At 68.8% G+C, this 18148-nt stretch carries 19 protein-coding genes; 6 read left to right on the forward strand and 13 right to left on the reverse strand.

Annotated features, from left to right (window positions below; all coding sequences use genetic code 11):
* Positions 1 to 3: 3 nt before the first annotated feature.
* From rhaS to KALB_RS28675, 5 genes are all read right to left on the reverse strand, one after another.
* Positions 4 to 1068, reverse strand: a complete 1065-nt coding sequence (gene rhaS / locus KALB_RS28655) for a rhamnose ABC transporter substrate-binding protein (protein WP_025359121.1) — start codon at positions 1066 to 1068, stop codon at positions 4 to 6.
* A 5-nt stretch (positions 1069 to 1073) separates the two neighbouring features.
* Entirely contained in the window at positions 1074 to 2108 is a 1035-nt protein-coding gene (locus KALB_RS28660; RefSeq protein WP_148309703.1) for an ABC transporter permease, read from the reverse strand.
* Positions 2101 to 3135, reverse strand: a complete 1035-nt coding sequence (locus KALB_RS28665; protein ID WP_025359123.1) for an ABC transporter permease — start codon at positions 3133 to 3135, stop codon at positions 2101 to 2103. The genes KALB_RS28660 and KALB_RS28665 overlap by 8 nt, the downstream gene beginning before the upstream one ends.
* On the reverse strand, positions 3132 to 4649 hold the full coding sequence (locus KALB_RS28670; protein WP_025359124.1) for a sugar ABC transporter ATP-binding protein: 1518 nt from the start codon (positions 4647 to 4649) through the stop codon (positions 3132 to 3134). Before KALB_RS28670 ends, KALB_RS28665 begins: the two co-directional genes overlap by 4 nt.
* A gap of 160 nt (positions 4650 to 4809) precedes the next feature.
* The gene (locus KALB_RS28675; RefSeq protein ID WP_025359125.1) at positions 4810 to 5316 is read right to left on the reverse strand and encodes a P-loop nucleotide/nucleoside kinase family protein; all 507 of its coding nucleotides are present in this window, start codon (positions 5314 to 5316) and stop codon (positions 4810 to 4812) included.
* 149 nt (positions 5317 to 5465) lie between these two features.
* Between KALB_RS28675 and mptB the strand changes: the two genes are divergently transcribed.
* Entirely contained in the window at positions 5466 to 6962 is a 1497-nt protein-coding gene (gene mptB / locus KALB_RS28680; RefSeq protein ID WP_025359126.1) for a polyprenol phosphomannose-dependent alpha 1,6 mannosyltransferase MptB, read from the forward strand.
* Here mptB and KALB_RS28685 read toward each other — a convergent pair.
* The 3 genes from KALB_RS28685 to KALB_RS28695 all read right to left on the reverse strand — a co-directional run bounded on the left by KALB_RS28685 (position 6959) and on the right by KALB_RS28695 (position 9503).
* Entirely contained in the window at positions 6959 to 7999 is a 1041-nt protein-coding gene (locus tag KALB_RS28685) for an RICIN domain-containing protein (RefSeq protein WP_025359127.1), read from the reverse strand. The two genes, mptB and KALB_RS28685, sit on opposite strands and share 4 nt — an antisense overlap.
* A gap of 326 nt (positions 8000 to 8325) precedes the next feature.
* Positions 8326 to 9087, reverse strand: coding sequence for an SDR family NAD(P)-dependent oxidoreductase (locus tag KALB_RS28690; protein ID WP_025359128.1), 762 nt, complete (start codon positions 9085 to 9087; stop codon positions 8326 to 8328).
* Entirely contained in the window at positions 9084 to 9503 is a 420-nt protein-coding gene (locus KALB_RS28695) for a VOC family protein (protein ID WP_025359129.1), read from the reverse strand. The genes KALB_RS28690 and KALB_RS28695 overlap by 4 nt, the downstream gene beginning before the upstream one ends.
* A gap of 68 nt (positions 9504 to 9571) precedes the next feature.
* On the opposite strand from KALB_RS28695, the gene KALB_RS28700 reads away from it, so the two are divergent.
* The 5 genes from KALB_RS28700 to KALB_RS47010 all read left to right on the forward strand — a co-directional run bounded on the left by KALB_RS28700 (position 9572) and on the right by KALB_RS47010 (position 13539).
* Entirely contained in the window at positions 9572 to 10246 is a 675-nt protein-coding gene (locus KALB_RS28700) for a GntR family transcriptional regulator (protein WP_025359130.1), read from the forward strand.
* A gap of 124 nt (positions 10247 to 10370) precedes the next feature.
* The gene (locus tag KALB_RS28705; RefSeq protein ID WP_025359131.1) at positions 10371 to 10823 is read left to right on the forward strand and encodes an ester cyclase; all 453 of its coding nucleotides are present in this window, start codon (positions 10371 to 10373) and stop codon (positions 10821 to 10823) included.
* Between the two features lie 25 nt (positions 10824 to 10848).
* Positions 10849 to 11499, forward strand: a complete 651-nt coding sequence (locus tag KALB_RS28710; RefSeq protein ID WP_025359132.1) for a TetR/AcrR family transcriptional regulator — start codon at positions 10849 to 10851, stop codon at positions 11497 to 11499.
* A 143-nt stretch (positions 11500 to 11642) separates the two neighbouring features.
* Positions 11643 to 12710 carry a glycoside hydrolase family 19 protein gene (locus KALB_RS28715; protein ID WP_025359133.1) on the forward strand — a complete coding sequence of 356 codons (1068 nt, stop codon included), beginning with the start codon at positions 11643 to 11645 and terminating at the stop codon, positions 12708 to 12710.
* A 559-nt stretch (positions 12711 to 13269) separates the two neighbouring features.
* Positions 13270 to 13539 carry a hypothetical protein gene (locus KALB_RS47010; RefSeq protein WP_148309705.1) on the forward strand — a complete coding sequence of 90 codons (270 nt, stop codon included), beginning with the start codon at positions 13270 to 13272 and terminating at the stop codon, positions 13537 to 13539.
* A gap of 205 nt (positions 13540 to 13744) precedes the next feature.
* Here the strand turns inward: KALB_RS47010 and KALB_RS28725 are convergent, their stop codons facing one another.
* From KALB_RS28725 to KALB_RS28745, 5 genes are all read right to left on the reverse strand, one after another.
* Positions 13745 to 14485: a glycoside hydrolase family 16 protein gene (locus KALB_RS28725; RefSeq protein ID WP_025359135.1), complete on the reverse strand. Its 741-nt coding sequence runs from the start codon at positions 14483 to 14485 to the stop codon at positions 13745 to 13747.
* Positions 14486 to 14657: 172 nt separating this feature from the next.
* Positions 14658 to 15359, reverse strand: coding sequence for a type 1 glutamine amidotransferase domain-containing protein (locus tag KALB_RS28730; protein ID WP_025359136.1), 702 nt, complete (start codon positions 15357 to 15359; stop codon positions 14658 to 14660).
* Positions 15356 to 16387: a cupin domain-containing protein gene (locus KALB_RS28735; RefSeq protein WP_025359137.1), complete on the reverse strand. Its 1032-nt coding sequence runs from the start codon at positions 16385 to 16387 to the stop codon at positions 15356 to 15358. The genes KALB_RS28730 and KALB_RS28735 overlap by 4 nt, the downstream gene beginning before the upstream one ends.
* Positions 16353 to 17840, reverse strand: a complete 1488-nt coding sequence (locus KALB_RS28740) for a pyridoxal phosphate-dependent decarboxylase family protein (RefSeq protein WP_025359138.1) — start codon at positions 17838 to 17840, stop codon at positions 16353 to 16355. Before KALB_RS28740 ends, KALB_RS28735 begins: the two co-directional genes overlap by 35 nt.
* Positions 17833 to 18144: a hypothetical protein gene (locus tag KALB_RS28745; protein WP_030110766.1), complete on the reverse strand. Its 312-nt coding sequence runs from the start codon at positions 18142 to 18144 to the stop codon at positions 17833 to 17835. The genes KALB_RS28740 and KALB_RS28745 overlap by 8 nt, the downstream gene beginning before the upstream one ends.
* Positions 18145 to 18148: the final 4 nt, after the last annotated feature.

The raw sequence follows: 18148 nt of genomic DNA on the forward strand, positions 1-18148 counted from the left end.
TCACTAGAACGTGAAGTTGTCGATGTTCGCGGAGTCGAACACGGTCGGCGGGCCGAGCACGATCTCACCGTTCGCGCCGATGGTGTACTCGCCGAGCCTGCCGGCCTTGAACTTCTGGCCCTGGGCGCCAGTGATCTGGCCGGAGGCCAGCGCGACCCCCGCGTAGGCGGCCAGGTAGCCGACGTCGGCCGGTTTCCACAGCGCGAACTCGGTCACGGTGCCGTTCTTGACGTACTCCCGCAGCTGGTTCGGCGTGCCCAGGCCGGTCAGCGCGACCTTGCCCTTGTAGCTGGAGGAGGAGAGGTAGCGCGCGGCCGCAGCGATGCCCACGGTGGTCGGAGAGATGATCACCTTCAGGTTCGGGTACGACTGCAACAGCCCCTGGGCCTCCTGGAAGGACTTCTGGTCCTCGTCGTTGCCGTACGCGATCTTGACCAGCTTGAGGCCCGCGTGCTCCGGCTTGGCCAGGTCGGCCCTGACCACCTCGATCCAGGCGTTCTGGTTGGTGGCGTTCGGCGTCGCGGACAGGATCGCGACCTCACCGGAGCCACCGGCCAGCTTCGAGGCCAGCTCCACCAGCTTGTCGCCGATGCCCTGCGTGCTGGCCTGGTTGACGAACACGTCCCGGCAGTCCTTGGCCGCGTCGGAGTCGAACGCGACGACCTTGACCCCGGCGCCGCGGGCCTGGTTGAGCGAGGGGCACACCGCGTTCGAGTCGTTGGCCGCGATGCCGATCACGTCCTGTTGCTGCTGGATCAGCGTGTTGATGTAGCTGACCTGCGAGGACGCGCTGGCGTCGTTCGGGCCGACCAGCTTGTACTCGCCCTTCAGCTCCGCCAGCGCGGTCTTGCCGCCGCTGACCTCGATGTCGCTGTAGGGGTTGTTGAGCTGCTTGGGCAGGAACGCCATCTTCACGCCCTGCTTGGCGGCCGCGTTCGGGTCGGCGGTGGCCGTGGACTGCGTGCCGCCGGAGTTCGCGCCCGCGGAGTCCTTGGTGGTGCCACCACATGCCGCGAGGCTGCCCACCAGCCCGGCCACGAGAACACCGGCGAGGAGTCGACTGGTCATTGTCGTCACCCTTTACCCTCCTGGATCATTGCCCGCCGTCGGCGCACGGCGGCCCTGGCCGAGGTCACGAGGTTGGGCAGGAGAACCGAGATGATCAGCAGCGCGCCGGTGACGATGTTGAGCGCCTCGCTCGACACGTCCTGCAGGCGCAGTGCGTTCTGCACCGTGGCCAGCAGGACCGCACCGGCGAGCACGCCGGGCAGGGTCCCCTTGCCACCGAAGATGGACACACCCCCGAGCAGCACCGCGGCGACGACCGCGAGCTCGATCCCGAAGCCGTTGTCGGCGCGGGCACTGGAGTAGCGCAGCGTCCACAGCACGCCAGCCAGGCCGGCGACCGCGCCGCTGACCACGTACAGCCAGAACTTCAGCTGCCGCACCCGGATGCCCGCGAACCGCGCCGCCTGTTCGCTCGCCCCTACCGCGTACACCTTGCGGCCCACCGGTGTCGCGTGCAGGACGAGGCCAAAAGCCAATGCCAGCACCACAAGCGGGATCAGCAGGTTGGGGACGACCCCGCCACCGACGGTGCCGGTGACCCAGGAGGTGTAGGACCGCGGGAAGCCCGCGACGGCCTGGTCGCCGAGCACGACGAGCGCCAGGCCGCGGTAGAGCGCCATCGTGCCGATCGTGACCGCCAGCGAGGGCAGTCTCAGCACGGTGACGAAGAATCCGTTGAGAGCACCGAGAACCGCGCCGAGCACGACACACAGCGGCATGATCGTCTCAATGCTCAGGCCGCTGTCCCAGAGCAGACCCATCACCGCCGAGGTCAGGCCGAGCGTGCTGGCCACCGACAGATCGATCTCGCCGGTCACGATGACGAAGGTCATCGGCAGCGCGACCAGCGCCACCGGCAGCAGGTCCAGCAGCAGGAACGTGAAGTTGCGGCTGGTGCCGAAGTTGTGCACGGCGCCGGAGGCGATCAGCAGGGCCAGGACGGCCAGCACGATGACCGCGGTGTCCCAACTCGCCAGGCGTTGCGCCCAGGACGCCCGGCCGCGCGTCAGTGCCGGTTCGGACAGTGCGGCCTCAGACATGGGAATCCCTCTTCCGCAGTGCCCTGGCGACCCGGGAGGCGACCAGCCGGTCGGCGCCGATGGCCAGCAGGATCAGTGCGCCGACAATGGCCTGTTGCCAGAACTGGTTGATGTCGAGCACCGCAAGGCAGCTGCCGATGACGGTCAGCAGCAGGGCCCCCAGGCCCGCTCCCCACACCGTTCCGCTGCCGCCGAACACCGCGACTCCCCCGACCACGGCCGCGGCGACGACGTTGAGTTCGTACCCGGTTCCCGCGGCCGCGTCGATCGTGCCGAACCTGGCGGCGAACAACACTCCGGCCAGCCCCGCGAGCGCGCCGCTGACCAGGAACGCGGCGATGGTGTTGCGGCTGACCTTGATGCCGGCCAGTTCCGCCGCCTGCGGGCTGGAGCCCATCGCGTACAGCTCCCGGCCCGCCCGGTAACCGCGCAGCACGATGGTGGCCACGACCAGCACGACCAGTCCGATCAGCACCAGCCACGGCACGCCCAGGATCGCCTGGTTGCCGAAGTCCAGGAAGGACCCGGGCAGCCTGTCCGCGTTGATCTGCTGACCACCGGCCCACAGGTAGTTCACGCCACGCAACGCGTACAGCGTGCCGAGCGTGACCACGAGCGCGGGCACCTGGCCGAAGCGGACCAGGACCCCGTTGAGGACACCGCAGGCACCGCCGAGGACCAGGCCCGCCAGCAGGGCCACGATCACCGGCACGCCCTGGTTGTCCCGCAGCAGCGAACCGACCGCGAACGCCGAGAGCCCGAGCACCGAGCCGACGGACAGGTCGATGTTGCGGGTGATCATCACGATCGCCTGCCCGACCGCGAGCACGGCCAGGATCGCGGTGCCCAGCAGGATGTCCCGGATGCTCTGCGCCGACAGGAATCGTGAGTTCCGGGTCGCGGTGAACGCGATCAACAGGATGAGCGCGAGCACGATGCCCGACTCGCGGGCCTTGAACACCGTGCTGAAGATGGCCTGGGGCGCGGCCATCCGCCGACGCGGTGTGGCCGCTTTGGTCGCGTTCACGCGGCGGCCTCCTGCCCCATGGCGGCGAACATGACCGAGTCCTCGGTGGCCTCGGCGCGTGGGATCTCCGCGACGATCCGGCCTTCCCGCACGACCAGGACCCGGTCGGCCATGCCCAGCACCTCGGGCAGCTCCGAGGAGACCATCAGCACCGCGACCCCTTCGGCGGCCAGTGCCGACATCAGCCGGTGCACCTCCGCCTTCGTGCCCACGTCGATACCCCGGGTCGGCTCGTCCACGATCAACACCCGCGGGTCGGTGGCCAGCCACTTGGCCAGCACGACCTTCTGCTGGTTGCCGCCGGAGAGCGTGCCGACCGCGTCGGTCAGGCGGCCGTACCTGGTGCGCAGCCGCTCGGTCCAGCGCCGGGCCTCACGCCGTTCTCCCCCGCCGAACAGGAATCCGAGCCTGGCCAACGCGCCGGAGCGGGGCAGGTTCACGTTCCGCTCGATCGACAGGTCCATCAGCAGGCCCTGCTGGCGCCGGTCTTCCGGCACGAGCGCCATCCCGGCGGCCATCGCGGCTTTCGGCGAACCGGCGCGCAGGCGTTTCCCGTTCAGGCGCACGGATCCCGCGTCTCGTTCGTCCACTCCGAACACTGCTTGCACCACCTCGGAACGCCCGGATCCGACCAGTCCGGCGAGGGCGACGATCTCGCCCGCCCGGACCGAGAACGAGATGTCCCGGAACACGCCCTGCCTGGCCAAGCCCTCGACCTCGAGCACGACCGCACCGGGCTCGACCTCCTGTTTGGGAAACAGGGCGTCCAGGTCACGGCCGACCATTCGGCGGACCATCTCCTCGACCGTCAGGTCGTCGATCGGGTCCGTGGAGACGTGCCTGCCGTCGCGCATGACCGTCACGCGTTGGCAGAGCGCGGTGATCTCCTCGAAGCGGTGCGAGATGAACATGATCGCCGCGCCCTCCTCACGCAGCGTCCCGGCCACGGTGAACAGGCGCTCGACCTCGACCAGGCTCAGCGCCGCGGTCGGCTCGTCCATGATCAGCAGCCGGGCGTCCGCGCCGAGGGCCTTGGCGATCTCCACGATCTGCTGGTCCGCGATGGACAGCCCACGCGCCGGCCGCTCGATGTCGATCCGCACGCCCAGCCGGGAGAACAGCCCTTCGGCCTCGGCCCGGACGGCCGCGCGGTCGATCATGCCGAGCCTGCCCCTCGGGTGGCGGCCCATCACGATGTTCTCCGCGACCGAGAGGTCCGGGAAGAGCGTGGGTTCCTGGTAGATCACCGCGATGCCCGCGGCCCTGGCTTCGGCCGGGCTGCCGAAGTCCACGGGCGCGCCGTCCAGCACGAGCGTGCCGGTGTCCGGGCGGTGCACCCCGGCGAGCATCTTCACGATGGTCGACTTGCCCGCGCCGTTCTCGCCGACCAAGGCGTGGGCCTCTCCCGCGTACAGCGGGAAGGACACCCCGGCGACCGCCGCGACCGCACCGAAGGACTTCGAGACGTCCCGCACCTCCAGCAGGGGCGCGGGACCCGGGTTCTGCCGCATCATCGCGACCTCCGGATTGAAAGGTTTCAAGCCTGGCGCCGTGACGCTAGCCCGCATCTGGAAGCAAAGTCAACGACAGGGGCCACTGAGTTTGATACGTTTCAGCCAGGAGGCCCGATGACCACGAGAACGGCGGGCGAGGCCGGGTCCCGCGCGCCGGGGATCAAGGACGTCGCCGCGGCTGCCGACCACTCGGTGGCTCCTCGCCCTCGCCTGTGGGAGGTTCGGAGTTCTCGGCGATCCAGGCGAGCGTCTCGGGCGAGATCACCCCGTACTCAGCTTGGGTGTTGCGCTGCGCCAGGCGCCGCAGCAGCTCGCTGTGCGCGACCTGGAAATGGACCAGCCGCCACTCCGCGCCGTGCTCAGTGACCAGCTGCTTGTAGTCATCCCTGCTCGCCCGAGTGCCGAGCCCGTGATCCAGCACGACTGAATGGCCTTCCCGCACAAGCTCGACGAGCCGACGCCGAACCTCCTGGATCACTGGTGCCTGGAGCGCGAGATGCTCATGTTCGGCGTGGTCCTTGCCGAGCCGCCCGTGCCGGGCCGTCATCTCCTCGTCCACGGACAAGCGGACCACGCCGCCAGCAGCCTCCAACGCCTTCGCGAAGGTGGTCTTCCCCGAACCAGGCAACCCGGTGAGCAGCCACACGACGGGCTTGGGATCGCTCATCCAGCAGACCCTATAGGCTCGTCGTCTCGCAAGTTGGACTGCCCACTTCGTCGGTCGGAGAACAGATGCCGCCTTCGGCGAGGGATCGAAATCCGCTCGCGTCCCTCGCCGTGTCGGGAAAGGCCAACGGAAGCAGGCCGGGACCACTTGTGCCGGGCGATCTGCTTCGCTGGAGCGGATTCGGCGCTGCCCTCCTGCTCACCGGAGCTTCCTGGGCCGGTCTGGCCGTGGCGCGCTCGATGCCCGACGCGACAACACTGCCACTTGCCGCCTCAGTCACCGGGGCCGGACTGCTGGTGCTGTCGTGGGCACTGCTCGGCCGCGTCGTCCTGACGAGCCGGACCCCGCCGAACGGTCGCTGGCTGCGGTGGACACTGCTGCTCTGGTGCACCCCGCTGGTGGTCGCTCCGCCGCTGTTCAGCAATGACGTGTTCAGTTACCTGGCACAGGGGGAGATCGCCGCACGAGGCCTCGACCCGTACCTGGTCGGTCCCGCAAGTGGACTCGGTGCGAGTTCTGAGATCGTTGAACGGGTGGGGGTCTACTGGCGCGACACCCCGTCGCCCTACGGCCCACTGTTCGGTGCGATCGAGCGGCTGATCGCCCAGGCATCGGCAGGCGACATCGTGCAGGGCATCATCCTGCACCGCCTCGTGGAGGTCCTGGGGCTACTCCTTGTGCTGTGGGCAACTCCCAGGCTCGCCACCGCCGCCGGGGTTCCGCGGCGCACCGCGCTCTGGCTCGGCGTGCTCAATCCGCTGGTGCTTGGTCACTTCGTGGCCGGTGTCCACAACGATTCCCTGATGATGGGCCTCCTGCTTGCCGGTACCGCCATCACCGTCGAGGCGATCGAGCAACAGATCAAGTGGCGGCCCCTCCTACTCGGTGTCGTGCTCATCGCCTTGGGGACACAGGTGAAACTGCCCGCACTGGTCGCACTGGCCGCGGTGGGGACCGCACTCGCGCGCCGTCGTGGCGGCAGGGTCAGTGACCTCCTTCTCGCTGCTGCGAGCATGGTTCTCGTCTTCGCTGGAGTGTCCACCCTGATCTCACTGCTCACCGGCCTCGGGTTCGGCTGGTCGCAGGCACTGGGCACACCGGGACAGGTCAACAGCTGGATGGCCCCCACGAACTGGGTCGGGTTCCTGGCCGGTGGGGTCGGCGCGGTCTTCGGTGCGCAGATCACCCAGACCGCGATCGGTGTTGGCAGGTTCGTCGGCTACGTCCTGATGGTGTGCGGGATCGCGTTCGTGCTGCACAGGCAGTTGCGCGGACGAATCGACCAGGTCGCGTCCCTGGGCATGATGCTGGGCCTGGTCGTCCTGCTCGGTCCGGTCGTGCAGCCGTGGTACCTGCTGTGGGCGGTGATTCCCCTGGCCGCGAGCCTGCCGCCGGGACGTGCGCTGAGCGGGCTCGCCGCGCTCGTCACGATCTTCGCCGTCCTCGTACCGCCATCGGCGGGCAACTTCGCCAACCGGATTGGTCAGCTCGTCACCGCTTACGCGGTCGGGATCGTCCTGACAGGAGTGGCGCTTCTCCTGCTGCGGAGGACCGGGGCACGAACGGCCCCGGACAACGTGGCGGTGCCCCTGATCGGAAAATCCCGACCAGGGGCCATGCCTCACCACGATCAGGAACTCGGCTAGGAGTCGCAGGAGGTGAACTTCGGGCTGGTCTGCGCGACGTAGATGCTGGCGCCGCCGCTGGCGTCGTTGCGCAGCGGCACGGTGATCGTGTCGTCGGCGGTCCACGCGAAGCCCTGTGCGTCGAACGTCCAGTTACCGGTGACCTTGGTCGCCAGCTCTGCCAACGCCACCCAGCCGTACTCCTTGGTCGGCACCGTCACGGTCAGGCTGTTGCCCAGGTCCTTGCTGATGTCCATGGTGACCGAGCCGGTGATCGTGGTGGCGACCGTGGCCTGCAGTGCCGGTTCGGCACCGCCGCTGAGCGTGGATGAGAGGGTGAAACCGATCGTGCTCGACCAACCGGTGTGCGTGTTCAGGGTGAACGTCCACGGCACCGGCGCGGAAGTGCCGTTGTACCAGACCGGCGAGACGCACACCTTCGGCAGCGGCGCCGCCGGAGCCTGCACCGCCTTGCTCCACGAGCAGGTCGAGGTGTCCTTCGCGCACCGGGCCGCCGCGTGGTCCACGGCCATGTTCCACGCCGCCGTGTAGGCGCCGGACGGGAGGGTCCACTGCTGGGCCGCCGAGCCGTTGCAGCTGTAGGTCTGGGTCCACGCGTCGTCGTACTGGGCGTTGAGCACCACGTCCAGGCAGGCGTCACCGCTCTCCTGCCGGATCATGAACGCCTTCTGCGCGGAGCCGGCGACCGGCTGGAAGTACCACTTCTCGCCGGCGCGGCCGTCACAGGGCTGCTGCCGCAGTGGAAGGCCCGCCGTGATGCACTTGTTGGTGGTGTTGTTGACGATGGTGAACGAGGAGTTGGACGCCCCGGAGTTGATCCGCCAGGACTGGTCGTGGCCGGGCGCCGAGTTGGTGACGATGATCGAGCCGTCACCGGGGTTGCCGTTCTGCACGTCCAGGCCGCGGCCGTTGCTGACCGAGGTCAACGTGACCTGGTCCAGCACGCCGGCCGCGGTGTTCGGCGCGGGTGCGGCACTTGCGGGCGACGCCATGACTCCGAAGACCATGCCGAACACCGCGAGTGCGGTGGCGAGCATTCTCCGCGAGGACACAGGGTGTCTCGCTGGTGTGGTTGCCACAGGTGCGATCCTCTCGCATCGTGTGAATAGGTCACGTGTGCGCGACCGACGACCGGACGGCAGTTGGCCCCAGTCGGCGACTCCGTTCAGCGTCGAACCCCTCAGCTCCTGATGACGAAGCGCCCAGCCCCCAGTGGTCGTCGTGCCACGGTTCAGAGCCTGGCAGGGGCCGATGAAATCCGGATGAAATCGCATCGACGTGCCGAGTCCACGATTCCGTTCGAGCTTGGGCCAGTTCACGATTGTCGTCAATTACGTTTCGAGGTGCGGCGGGAACCTCGGCCTCAGGTCCGGAGATGGGAGGCGCCGTTGAGGTCGAGCACGGCGCCGGATGCCCACTGGGCCTCGGGTGAGGCCAGGTAGAGCACGGCGGAGGCCACCTCCTCCGCGGTGCCGACACGACCGAAGGGGCTCTGGCCGCGCAGGGCCGCACCGCTGGGCCCGGCGAGTTTGGCGGCCTGGCGCTCGGTGCCGATGAAGCCCGGCGCCACCGAAGCCACTGAGATCCCGTGCGGGGCGAGCGCGAGCGCCATCGACTGCCCGAAGGCGTGCAGAGCGGCTTTGCTGGCCCCGTAGGCGGGGAACTCGGGCTCGCCGCGGAACGCACCGCGAGAGCCGATGTTGATGATGCTGCCCCCTGCGCCGCGGCCGATCAGGTGACGCGCGACGCCGTAGGTGAGGTTCACCGCGCCGAGCAGGTTCACCTCGACCATGCGGCGCCAGACCCGCTGCCACTCGGGCTGGTCGACCACGGCTACCCGGTGCTCGTTGTCGGGGGTCGGCGCGACGGCCGCATTGTTGATCAAGACGTCGACCCCGCCCAGCGCGGTCACGGCATCCTCGACGATCCGCTGGGGAACCTCGGGATCACCGAGATCGCCCACGAGCACGGTGTGCCCGGCACCGGGCAGTTGATCCACGGTGTTCTCCGCATCGACGCGGTTGGTGGCACAGTGCACTGCCACGCGGTCGCCACGCTCGGCGAACGCCAGCGCGACCGCGCGGCCGATGCCGCGGGAACCGCCGGTGACCAGTACCCGCCTCATCGCGCGAACACCTGTGATTGGTCCAGGAATGCCTTGAACTCCAGCGCGTTTCCGGCCGGGTCGTGGAAGAACATCGTCCACTGCTCCGCTGGCTGGCCGGGGTAGCGGCGGTAGGGCGGCAGGACGAAGTCGGTTCCCGCCGCGCGCAGCCGGTCGGCGAGCGCGTGGAACTGCTCGACCGGCAGCAGCAGCCCGAAGTGCGGGATCGGCACGGGGTGCCCGTCGACCTCGCTGAGCTGCCGACTGCCCCGATCGGCGGCCAGGTGGGTCACCAGTTGATGACCGTGCAGGTTCCAGTCGATCCAGTGATCCGTCGAGCGACCCTCGTCAAGGCCGAGGACACCGCCGTAGAAGCGGCGGGCGGCGGACAGGTCGTCGACGGGAATGGCCAGGTGGACAGCAGGGCGGACGGCCATCAGGTGGCTCCTTCGGGGTGGGGTCCTGCCATCTTGTGCAGGCCATGTCCGAATGTCAACATTAGGACATGACTGGTGCACCGCTACCCAAGGCGCCCCGGCGCGGTCTCGCGCACGAGGCCGCCACCCTGGTCCGTGAGGCGATCTTCGCCGGGCACTTCCCGCCCGGATCAGCGCTGCGCGAGGTCGACCTCGCGGCCTCGCTGGGCGTCAGCCGGGGATCGGTGCGCGAGGGCTTGGCCCTGCTGGAACGCGAGGGCCTGATACACAGCGCGTGGCACCGCGGCACCACGGTCATCGAGGTCACGGCGGAGGACGTCGAGGAGGTCTACGGCCTGCGCGCAGCCCTTGACCGGCTGGCCAGCACCACCGCACGGGCCAACGCGAGCACCCACGAGCTCGGTGAGCTCGACGCGCTGGTCGACGCGATGTCCTCGGAGCTCGCCGGGCAGAGTTCGGGGCCACAGCTGCTCGCCCTCGACATCGCCTTCCACGACAAGATCTACGACATCGCGGGCAACCGTCGGCTGACCAGCGCGTGGCACGCCGTGCGGTCGCAGCTCTACCTGTTCCAACTCCGCCGTGTCGCCCTGGGGTACGAGCACTACAGCGCCCGGGTGGTCGACGAACACCGCGAACTGGTGGCGCTCCTGCGCTCCGGCCCGCGCGAGGTGCTCGCCCAGCGGGCCGAGGAACACGTCGACTCCGCACGCCGCAGCCTGCTCGCCCACCTTCCGTCCTGACACCAACGCGACCGCCACTTTGACAGCACCCGCCCCTCCAACTAACTTGTTGGCCAACTAGCAAGTTAGCGGGTGCCGCCACTCCCCGCCCCGAGCACGAGCGCGTACCCAGGAGGAGACGGCCATGATTGACGAGGACCTGCGCCAACGCCGCCTCAAGATCATCGAGGAGCACTTCGAGACGGAGGTGGCCCACCGGTTCGACGACACCCTGACCACGTTCAACGGGCACCCCCGCTACGAGATCATGCCCACCGGCGAGGTCTTCGACGGGGACGAGGAGGTGATGGGCTACTACACCAGCACCCGGCGGGCGTTCCCCGACCAGCGCCACGACAACGTCCGGCTGCACGTCGCCGACGAGACGATCATCGCGGAGTTCGACCTGCTGGGCACCAACCTCGGCGAGCTCTACGGCATGCCGCCGACCGGCAGGGCGTTCCGGGTCCCGGTCATCGCCGTGTTCTTCTTCGAAGGCGACCGCATCACCAACGAGCGCATCTACTTCGACACCGCCAGCCTGGTGAACCAGACCGGGCACGCGGAACTGCTCGCCAAGGCCTTCGGGATCAAGTGATCAACCCACCGGTGGAGGAGCGTTCATGAGCCGGGACGAGGCCGTCTCCCGCCGGTCCCAGCAGGATCGGCGAACCGATGCCGAGCGGCGCCTACTGGAGGCGGCGGCCGAGCTGATCGGCGAGATCGGCCCGTCCCGGGTGACGCTGGCGAACATCGGTGAACGGGCGGGGTACAGCCGCGGTTTGGCGACCCACCACTTCGGTTCCAAGGCCGCGCTGATGCAACGGCTGGTCGACACCGTGACCGAGCGGTTCCGGGAGGCGGTCCTGGCGCAGACCCGCTCCGAATCGGCCATGGACCAACTGCGCGGACTGGTCCACACGTACTTCACGATCGCCGCCGCGCTCCCGCCCCTGCACCGGGCGCGCCTCGTACTGTGGGCCGACGCGGTGGCCACGGCCTCGCCTGACGTGCGCCCGGCCATGGTGTCCGCCGACCGCCTGTTCCGCGACGAGGTCGCGAAGGGCGTCGAACACAGCGTGGCCACCGGGGAGTTCCCGGCCTCCGTCGACGCGCACGGCCTGGCGACCGTGATCGTCGCCATGCTGCGTGGGGTCGCGCTCGAGTCGATGCTCCACGAGGACATCGATCTCGACGCGTGCCGCGCGGAGATCGAGCACCTGCTCCTCAGCCGCCTCGGCCACCCGGAACTCCCCCGGGGCGCGCGCAACTAGCCCCGTTCACACCCTTGACTGGTATAGACCAATCGGGTTGACTGGCCCCAGCCACGAGGATGGGCCCAGCGCAGCCGCCACTCCCGCCGGGTACCGCGACGTCCCTGGCTTGTGCACCCCTGTAGCACAAAAGGAGTGATCTCGTGTCCCTACGACGACTCCTCGCCGGCGCGCTCACCCTGCTCGCCGCGAGCACCATCGCCGTGATCATCCCGTCCGCCCAGGCCAGCGCGGCCACCTGCGCCGCGCCGTGGAGTTCGGGCGCGGTCTACGTCGGCGGCACCGCCGCCTCCTACGCCGGGCACAACTGGTCGGCGAAGTGGTGGACCCAGAACGAGGCACCGGGCAGCGCCCAGGTCTGGGCCGACCAGGGTGCCTGCGGCGGCTCGACCCCGCCCCAGCCCGGCAGCGGTTGCAACTACCCCGACTGGGTGGCGGGCCAGAACTACAGCACCGGCGCGATCGTGCGCTACACCAACGGCAACTACTACCAGGCCACCCACGACAACCCGGGCTACGACCCGACGATCAGCACCTGGTACTGGTCGCCCTACACCTGCGACGGCGGCAACCCCAACCCGCCTGGCGGGGGCGGGTTCGTGGTCAGCGAGGCCCAGTTCAACCAGATCTTCCCCGGCCGCAACTCCTTCTACACCTACAGCGGTCTGGTCGCCGCGCTGAGCGCGTACCCGGGATTCGCCAACACCGGCAGCGACACGGTCAAGAAGCAGGAGGCGGCGGCGTTCCTGGCCAACGTCAGCCACGAGACCGGCGGCCTGGTCTACATCGTGGAGCAGAACACCGCGAACTACCCGCACTACTGCGACTACAACCAGCCCTACGGCTGCCCGGCGGGACAGGCCGCGTACTACGGCCGCGGCCCGATCCAACTGAGCTGGAACTTCAACTACAAGGCCGCGGGCGACGCACTGGGCATCGACCTGCTCAACAACCCGAACCTGGTGCAGAACGACGCGGCCGTGGCCTGGAAGACCGGCCTCTGGTACTGGAACACCCAGAACGGTCCCGGCACGATGACCCCGCACAACGCGATGGTCAACGGCGCGGGCTTCGGTGAGACGATCCGCAGCATCAACGGCAGCCTGGAGTGCAACGGCGGCAACCCCGGCCAGGTGCAGAGCCGGGTCAACGCCTACCAGCAGATCACCTCGGTGCTGGGCGTGGCCCCCGGCAACAACCTGTACTGCTGAACCCACACGCAACGGGGGCGGCGACCACACCGGTCGCCGCCCCCGTTGCGCACATGGCCAGACCCACACCCGGGTACCGGCGGTGGTGACGGCCCCCACTCAATCGCACGGCACGAAACCGTCAATGACATGTACCTGCCACGATTTTGAGTACACAGCAGTGCGTTTATCTGTCACGGACTTGTTTCTCATTGAACGCGGTTACCCAAACGGACTATTGCCACTCGTGTCGGCTGGCGCAAAAATTGTGGCCTCTACTCGACCTGCCGAGGCGAGCCTGGCGGCAAACCTGTGCCGCATCCGAGAATTTCGACACCAAAACCAGCGGAACAAGTTTCGACAGTCGATCCACTTCTGTCAGCAAGAGGTACACCTAATGAACCGATCACGGCCGACACGAACCCGACTCGCGGTCTGCCTCGGCGCGCCGACCCTCGTCGCAGCCGGACTCCTGGGTCCGACCGTCCCACTCGCCCACGCCAGCTCCGCCCACGCCAGCTCCGCCCAAGCCAGTTCCCCCGTCGCCCACCTCAATCAACTCACCTTCATCAGCTCCGAGGTGGTAGCCGCGTATGTCGTCACGGCGTGCAGCGCGGACAACACGGGCACCCTCAACATCACGGTCATCGACCGCACGCGTCTGGGCGTCGGCACCGTGAACAGGCAGGTGCGCTGTGACGACGTCACCCACGAGGACATCGTGCGGGTTCCCGCGATCACGGGCTCCTTCGCCCGCGGCGACACCGCCGACGTGTTCGTGACACTCACCCAGGTCGGAGTGTCCCCGCAACCCCCGGTCACCGATTCCAGGACCATCACCGTGAGCTAGTGCGGTGTCCCGAGGTGCGGTCCCCTCGGCGACAGTGCCATCGGGCCGGGCGGTGCCGATCGCGATCCCATGCTCGCTGCAAGCGCGGTCAGCACCTCGCGGGCGTCCAGAATCGTCCCTGGCCCCGGTCGAAGCCCGGTCCGCTCTGAAGATGCTGCCGGGCAGTGCCTGGGGCGCTGCCCGGCAGCTCAGTGCGGACCGTCCGTCAGGGGTAGTACGGGGTGTAGGTGATCGCGGAGACCTTCAGGTACCTGGCCCCGTCGGCGGTGGCCCAGGTCGAGGAGTCGGGGTTGCCCGGCCAGTCGCCGCCCACGGCGGTGTTCACGATGAAGTGGAACTTCGCCCCGGTGCCGATCGTGTACCACTTGGTGCCGGTGAAGGACCCGTCCACGGAGAAGTCGATGTGGTCGGGCCACCAGGTGAACGAGTAGTTGTGGACGTTGTTGGCCCAGCCCCCCGGATTGGTGCGGTTCCACTGGGTCTGGGCGTTGTTCCAGTCGTGAAAGGTCTGGTACACGGTGTTGGGATCGGAGCCCACGATCTCGGCCGCGTCCATCTCCGGCAGCCACGGGCTCAGGAAGGCGCCCCACACGGCCGAGAGCAGGCCGCGCCCGCTGGGCATGGAGGCGGTGAAGCTGTAGGTGCCGTAGCCGTACAGGTCCCTGGATTCGACCCGGCCGGAGTAGTAGTTGCCGTTGCCCGCGTTGTAGGTCTTGATGATCAGCGTGGACCCCTCGTACCAGACACAGTCCGGCGTGTAGGTCTCCAGTTCGTTGTTGGCCGTCCACCTGCCGTTGACCACGTTCCAGGCCGTGACGGCCTGCGGCGCGCCCCACGAGCTGGCGTGTGCCGGAGCAGCGCCCAGCCCCACCGCCACGCACGCGGTCAGCGCCGAGCACGCGAGTGCTACCAGCCGGGATCCGGCAGATCGGAGGTTGATCCGCATGTCCTTACTCCTCCTCGCCTCGTTGCACGGGATGCGAATCCACTTCTGGCGGCAGGCGGACTCCTGGTTCTGACCAGAATTGTCCTCGTGCGGCGCGGACCTCGGAAGGCCGCTCGCGGTGATCGGCCCGATGGACCCCGGTGATCCAGGACGGTCGGGCAGCGAGCTGGTGCTATCGGACCTGTCGCAGCAGCGCCTTGGCAACCCCGATGCAGGAGGCCGGGTTCTGCCCGGTGATCAGCCCTGGGGCCTCAGTGAGGTTCTCGCTCCACGGCTCCGCGCTCTGGTGGTGTGCTCCCGCTTCGCGCAGGGCCTGTTCGAGGGTCCACGTCAGCTTGCCCAGCATCCCAGCGGTCTTCTCCTCGGCGTCGGAGAAGCTCGTGATCGTCTGCCCCGCGTAGGGCCACGGCGACGTAGCCGTGCGGCACGCCAACAAGGCCGCGGCGCCGTGGCACACGGTGGCGATGGGCACACTCCGTTCCCGTGCCGCCGTGACGAGCGTGCCGACCTCGGGGTGGTCGTGCAGCTGCGCCAAGGGCGCGTACCCGCCCGGAACGTAGATCCCAGCCACAGCGGAGAGATCCAGCTGGCTCGCGGCAACTGGAGCGTCCAACTCGGTTGCGTGCTCGTCGAGGAAACTCCTTATGTCATCGCAGTCCTGCTGGCTCAGCGAGGCGGTTTCCGGTACGAGGCTGGCGGGTTCTGCTGTGGCCTTGCGGCCTTCGGGTGTGGTGACGAGGACCGTCGCGCCCTGTTCGGTGAACAGGCGCCACGGGCCGACGAGTTCCTCGGCCCAGTAGCCGCACGAGTAGGTCTCGCCATCGTTGAGCGTGAGCGAGTCGGCGGAGGCGAGCAGGATCGCGATGGTGGTCACGGGGATGCCTCTTCCTGTGCGGCGTTGCGGTACAGGCCTGTGTTGCGCAGCAGCGGGGTCTCGTCGTAGGCGAACAGCACGCAGTCCTCTTCGGCCGGGTTGTCGATCCGCCAGCGGGACCAGGAGGGCACGGCGACGGTGTCACCCTGCGCTGCCGCGTGTGCCACGTCCTCGACGTGCACGGTGGGGCTTCCCTTGGCGACGATCAGCACGACCGCCCCGGTGTGCTGGTGCGAGGGCGTGCGGGCATGGGGCGCCACGGCCAGGAACCGAGCCGCGGTGGTGCGGCTGACGTCATGGCGGCCGGTGACGTCGGTCAGCCGCAACTCGGCCCATCCGCGTGTGGCCACGTCGGCACGTGCGAGCTGTGCTCGCGTCTTCGCCCACGGGTAGTGCAGCGCGCCCGCGGGGTGGGTGCCGTGCGAGGGTCGCAGCACGCCTGCCGCACCGGTGTCGTGCGCCCCGGCCAGGTGGCTCCTGGTGGGAAAGAGCTCGAAGTGGTTGGCCGCGAGCACGGTGACGAGCGGGTCGTCGGTGCAGTCCTGCCACACCACCTCGTCGGTGCCGTCGTTGCCGTGCTCGTGCCACAGCATCGCCGGGGTGAGCACGACGTCACCGGCATCGAGGTAGTTCTTCTCACCGTCCACGGCCGTCCACCCGCCCTCGCTCTCGTGCACGAACCGGATGGCGGTCGGCGAGTGACGGTGGCTGTGCATGTCCTCACCGGGCACGAGGACCTGTAGGCCCGAGTACAGGTTTCCCGCTGCGGCCTCGTGGTCGGGGTGCCCGGGGTTGAGCAGGGTCAGCACGCGCAGGGCACCGTTCTCACCGCGCACGAAGCGCGTGGCCTCCACGGCCAGCGGCCGCAGTGTGCCGTAACTCCAGTGGTGGGCGACCGACCGCGGTTCCGGTTTCCACGGCAGGTTCTCGTTGGCGGTCGACCACCGCCCGACGACCCCGGCCGCGGCGGCTCGGCGGTGGTAGTCGCCGGTGTCAACCACTGTGGGCGACAGTGTCACGGGCTCCATGACCAACTCCTTCGACGACGAGTTCCTCGGCCCGCACCACGGCGTCCCACAGCGCGGCGATGTGGCGGCTGTCGGTGTGGATGTTGCCGATCGACATCCGCAGCGCGTAGCGGCCCTGGTACCGGGTGTGCGAGATCGCGCAGGCCCCCGTGTCGTTGACGTGCCGGTGCACGGCCTCGGCGATGCGGTCGCACTGCTCCGGGGTGCGGCTCGGGTCGTGATAGGTGATCACCACGAGCGGCAGCGGTGACCGGTGTGCCAGGCGCCAGTGCTCGCTCCGCTCGATGTTGGCGACCAGTTGCCCGGCAAGGGACACAGTGTGGTCAAGCCGCTGCCGGAGCCCGCGGCGACCGAAGGACTGCAACACCCACCACACCTTGAGCGCGCGGAACTGCCTGCCGAGCTGCAACGAGTAGTTCATGTGGTCGAGCCGGTCGTCCTCGGTCGGGGTGCGCAGGTATTCCGGTACGAGGGAGAAGGTGTCCATCAGGCCGCGCGGGTGCCTGGAGAACAGCGCGCTGACCTCCATGGGGCAGTACAGCACCTTGTGCGGGTTCGCCACGACCGAGTCGGCCCCGTTGATCGCGGGCAGCACCTCGTCCAGTTCGGGAACGATCCGCCAGAACCCGCCGAAGGCCGCGTCCACGTGCAGCCACACGGCCTCGGCGCGGCACACCTCGGCGATCTGCTCGACGGGGTCGATCGCGGCGACGTTGGTGGTGCCGAGATTGGCCACGACCGCCAGCGGGAACAATCCCCTGTCACGGTCCCGCCGGATCGCCTCGCGCAGCTCCGTCGGCGGCAGCACGCCCTCCGGCGCGGGGATCTGGACTACGTTGTCCAGCCCGACGCCGAGCGCGATCGCGGCCTTGCCGATGGAGCTGTGCGTCTGGTCCGAGCAGTAGATCCTCGCCCTCGGGCCCCCGGACGCACCGTGTTCGCGCCAGGCGTGCTGTCCCGCGCGCTCGCGGGCGGCGCACAGCGCGTAGAACGTCGCCAGGGAGGCGCCGTCGACGAGCACGGCGTCACCCTCGGGCCAGTCGAGGCCGCAGAGTTCCGCCAGCCAGGCAAGGGTCTGCCGCTCCACGGCCGCGGCGGAGGGGGCCGACTCCCAGACCATGACGTTGACGTTGAACGCCGCGGTGAACAGCTCCGCGAGCATCGCGGGGGCACTGGAGCTGTTGCTGAAGTAGGCGTGGTGGCGGGGGTGGTTCCACTGGGTCAGGCCCGGAACCACGTGCTCCCAGGTCCTCGTGAGCAGTTCCTCGAACGCGAGGCCCCGCTCCGGCAGTGCCCCGAGGAAGGGCTCGCTGATCCGGTCCACGTCCACATCGGACGGTCGTACCGCCTGCGCGTCGAGGGAACCGAAGTGCTCGGCCAGGCGCCGCAGGAGGGCCTGGCCCCCGGAGACCAGTTCCTGTGGCGTCCAGTCGCCGCGGTCGCGCTCAGACATCGACGGGCAACTCTGTCGCGTACTCGACCTCGCGGTCGCGGGTGCAGTACTTGGCGAGGAAGTCCTTGAGCAGCGCGGTCTCCGACTCCAGCAGCAGCTCGTGTTCGGCCTTGCTCCTCCACGAGTAGTACATGATGACGTGTGTGGGGTCCTCGTGGCTCTGGAAGAAGCGCGCGTGGCCGTCCCAGCCCGCGCTGTTGTGGGCGTTGCCCTCCAGGATGTCGTCCATCTCCTGCATCACCTCGAACGCCTTCTCGGCGGCCTCGGGCGTCAGGTACCAGTGCTCGATGGCGGTCAGCGACATGGTG

The organism is Kutzneria viridogrisea DSM 43870 (assembly GCF_000525635.1).
GTDB lineage: Bacteria > Actinomycetota > Actinomycetes > Mycobacteriales > Pseudonocardiaceae > Kutzneria > Kutzneria viridogrisea.

What these genes read in the sequence shown, in the direction of transcription:
- rhaS (WP_025359121.1), bottom strand. Translation starts at nt 1,068, where the DNA reads ATGACCAGTCGACTCCTCGCCGGTGTTCTCGTGGCCGGGCTGGTGGGC.
- KALB_RS28660 (WP_148309703.1), bottom strand. Translation starts at nt 2,108, where the DNA reads ATGTCTGAGGCCGCACTGTCCGAACCGGCACTGACGCGCGGCCGGGCG.
- KALB_RS28670 (WP_025359124.1), bottom strand. Translation starts at nt 4,649, where the DNA reads ATGATGCGGCAGAACCCGGGTCCCGCGCCCCTGCTGGAGGTGCGGGAC.
- KALB_RS28675 (WP_025359125.1), bottom strand. Translation starts at nt 5,316, where the DNA reads ATGAGCGATCCCAAGCCCGTCGTGTGGCTGCTCACCGGGTTGCCTGGT.
- KALB_RS28685 (WP_025359127.1), bottom strand. Translation starts at nt 7,999, where the DNA reads ATGCTCGCCACCGCACTCGCGGTGTTCGGCATGGTCTTCGGAGTCATG.
- KALB_RS28690 (WP_025359128.1), bottom strand. Translation starts at nt 9,087, where the DNA reads ATGAGGCGGGTACTGGTCACCGGCGGTTCCCGCGGCATCGGCCGCGCG.
- KALB_RS28695 (WP_025359129.1), bottom strand. Translation starts at nt 9,503, where the DNA reads ATGGCCGTCCGCCCTGCTGTCCACCTGGCCATTCCCGTCGACGACCTG.
- KALB_RS28700 (WP_025359130.1), top strand. Translation starts at nt 9,572, where the DNA reads ATGACTGGTGCACCGCTACCCAAGGCGCCCCGGCGCGGTCTCGCGCAC.
- KALB_RS28705 (WP_025359131.1), top strand. Translation starts at nt 10,371, where the DNA reads ATGATTGACGAGGACCTGCGCCAACGCCGCCTCAAGATCATCGAGGAG.
- KALB_RS28710 (WP_025359132.1), top strand. Translation starts at nt 10,849, where the DNA reads ATGAGCCGGGACGAGGCCGTCTCCCGCCGGTCCCAGCAGGATCGGCGA.
- KALB_RS28725 (WP_025359135.1), bottom strand. Translation starts at nt 14,485, where the DNA reads ATGCGGATCAACCTCCGATCTGCCGGATCCCGGCTGGTAGCACTCGCG.
- KALB_RS28735 (WP_025359137.1), bottom strand. Translation starts at nt 16,387, where the DNA reads ATGGAGCCCGTGACACTGTCGCCCACAGTGGTTGACACCGGCGACTAC.
- KALB_RS28740 (WP_025359138.1), bottom strand. Translation starts at nt 17,840, where the DNA reads ATGTCTGAGCGCGACCGCGGCGACTGGACGCCACAGGAACTGGTCTCC.
- KALB_RS28745 (WP_030110766.1), bottom strand. Translation starts at nt 18,144, where the DNA reads ATGTCGCTGACCGCCATCGAGCACTGGTACCTGACGCCCGAGGCCGCC.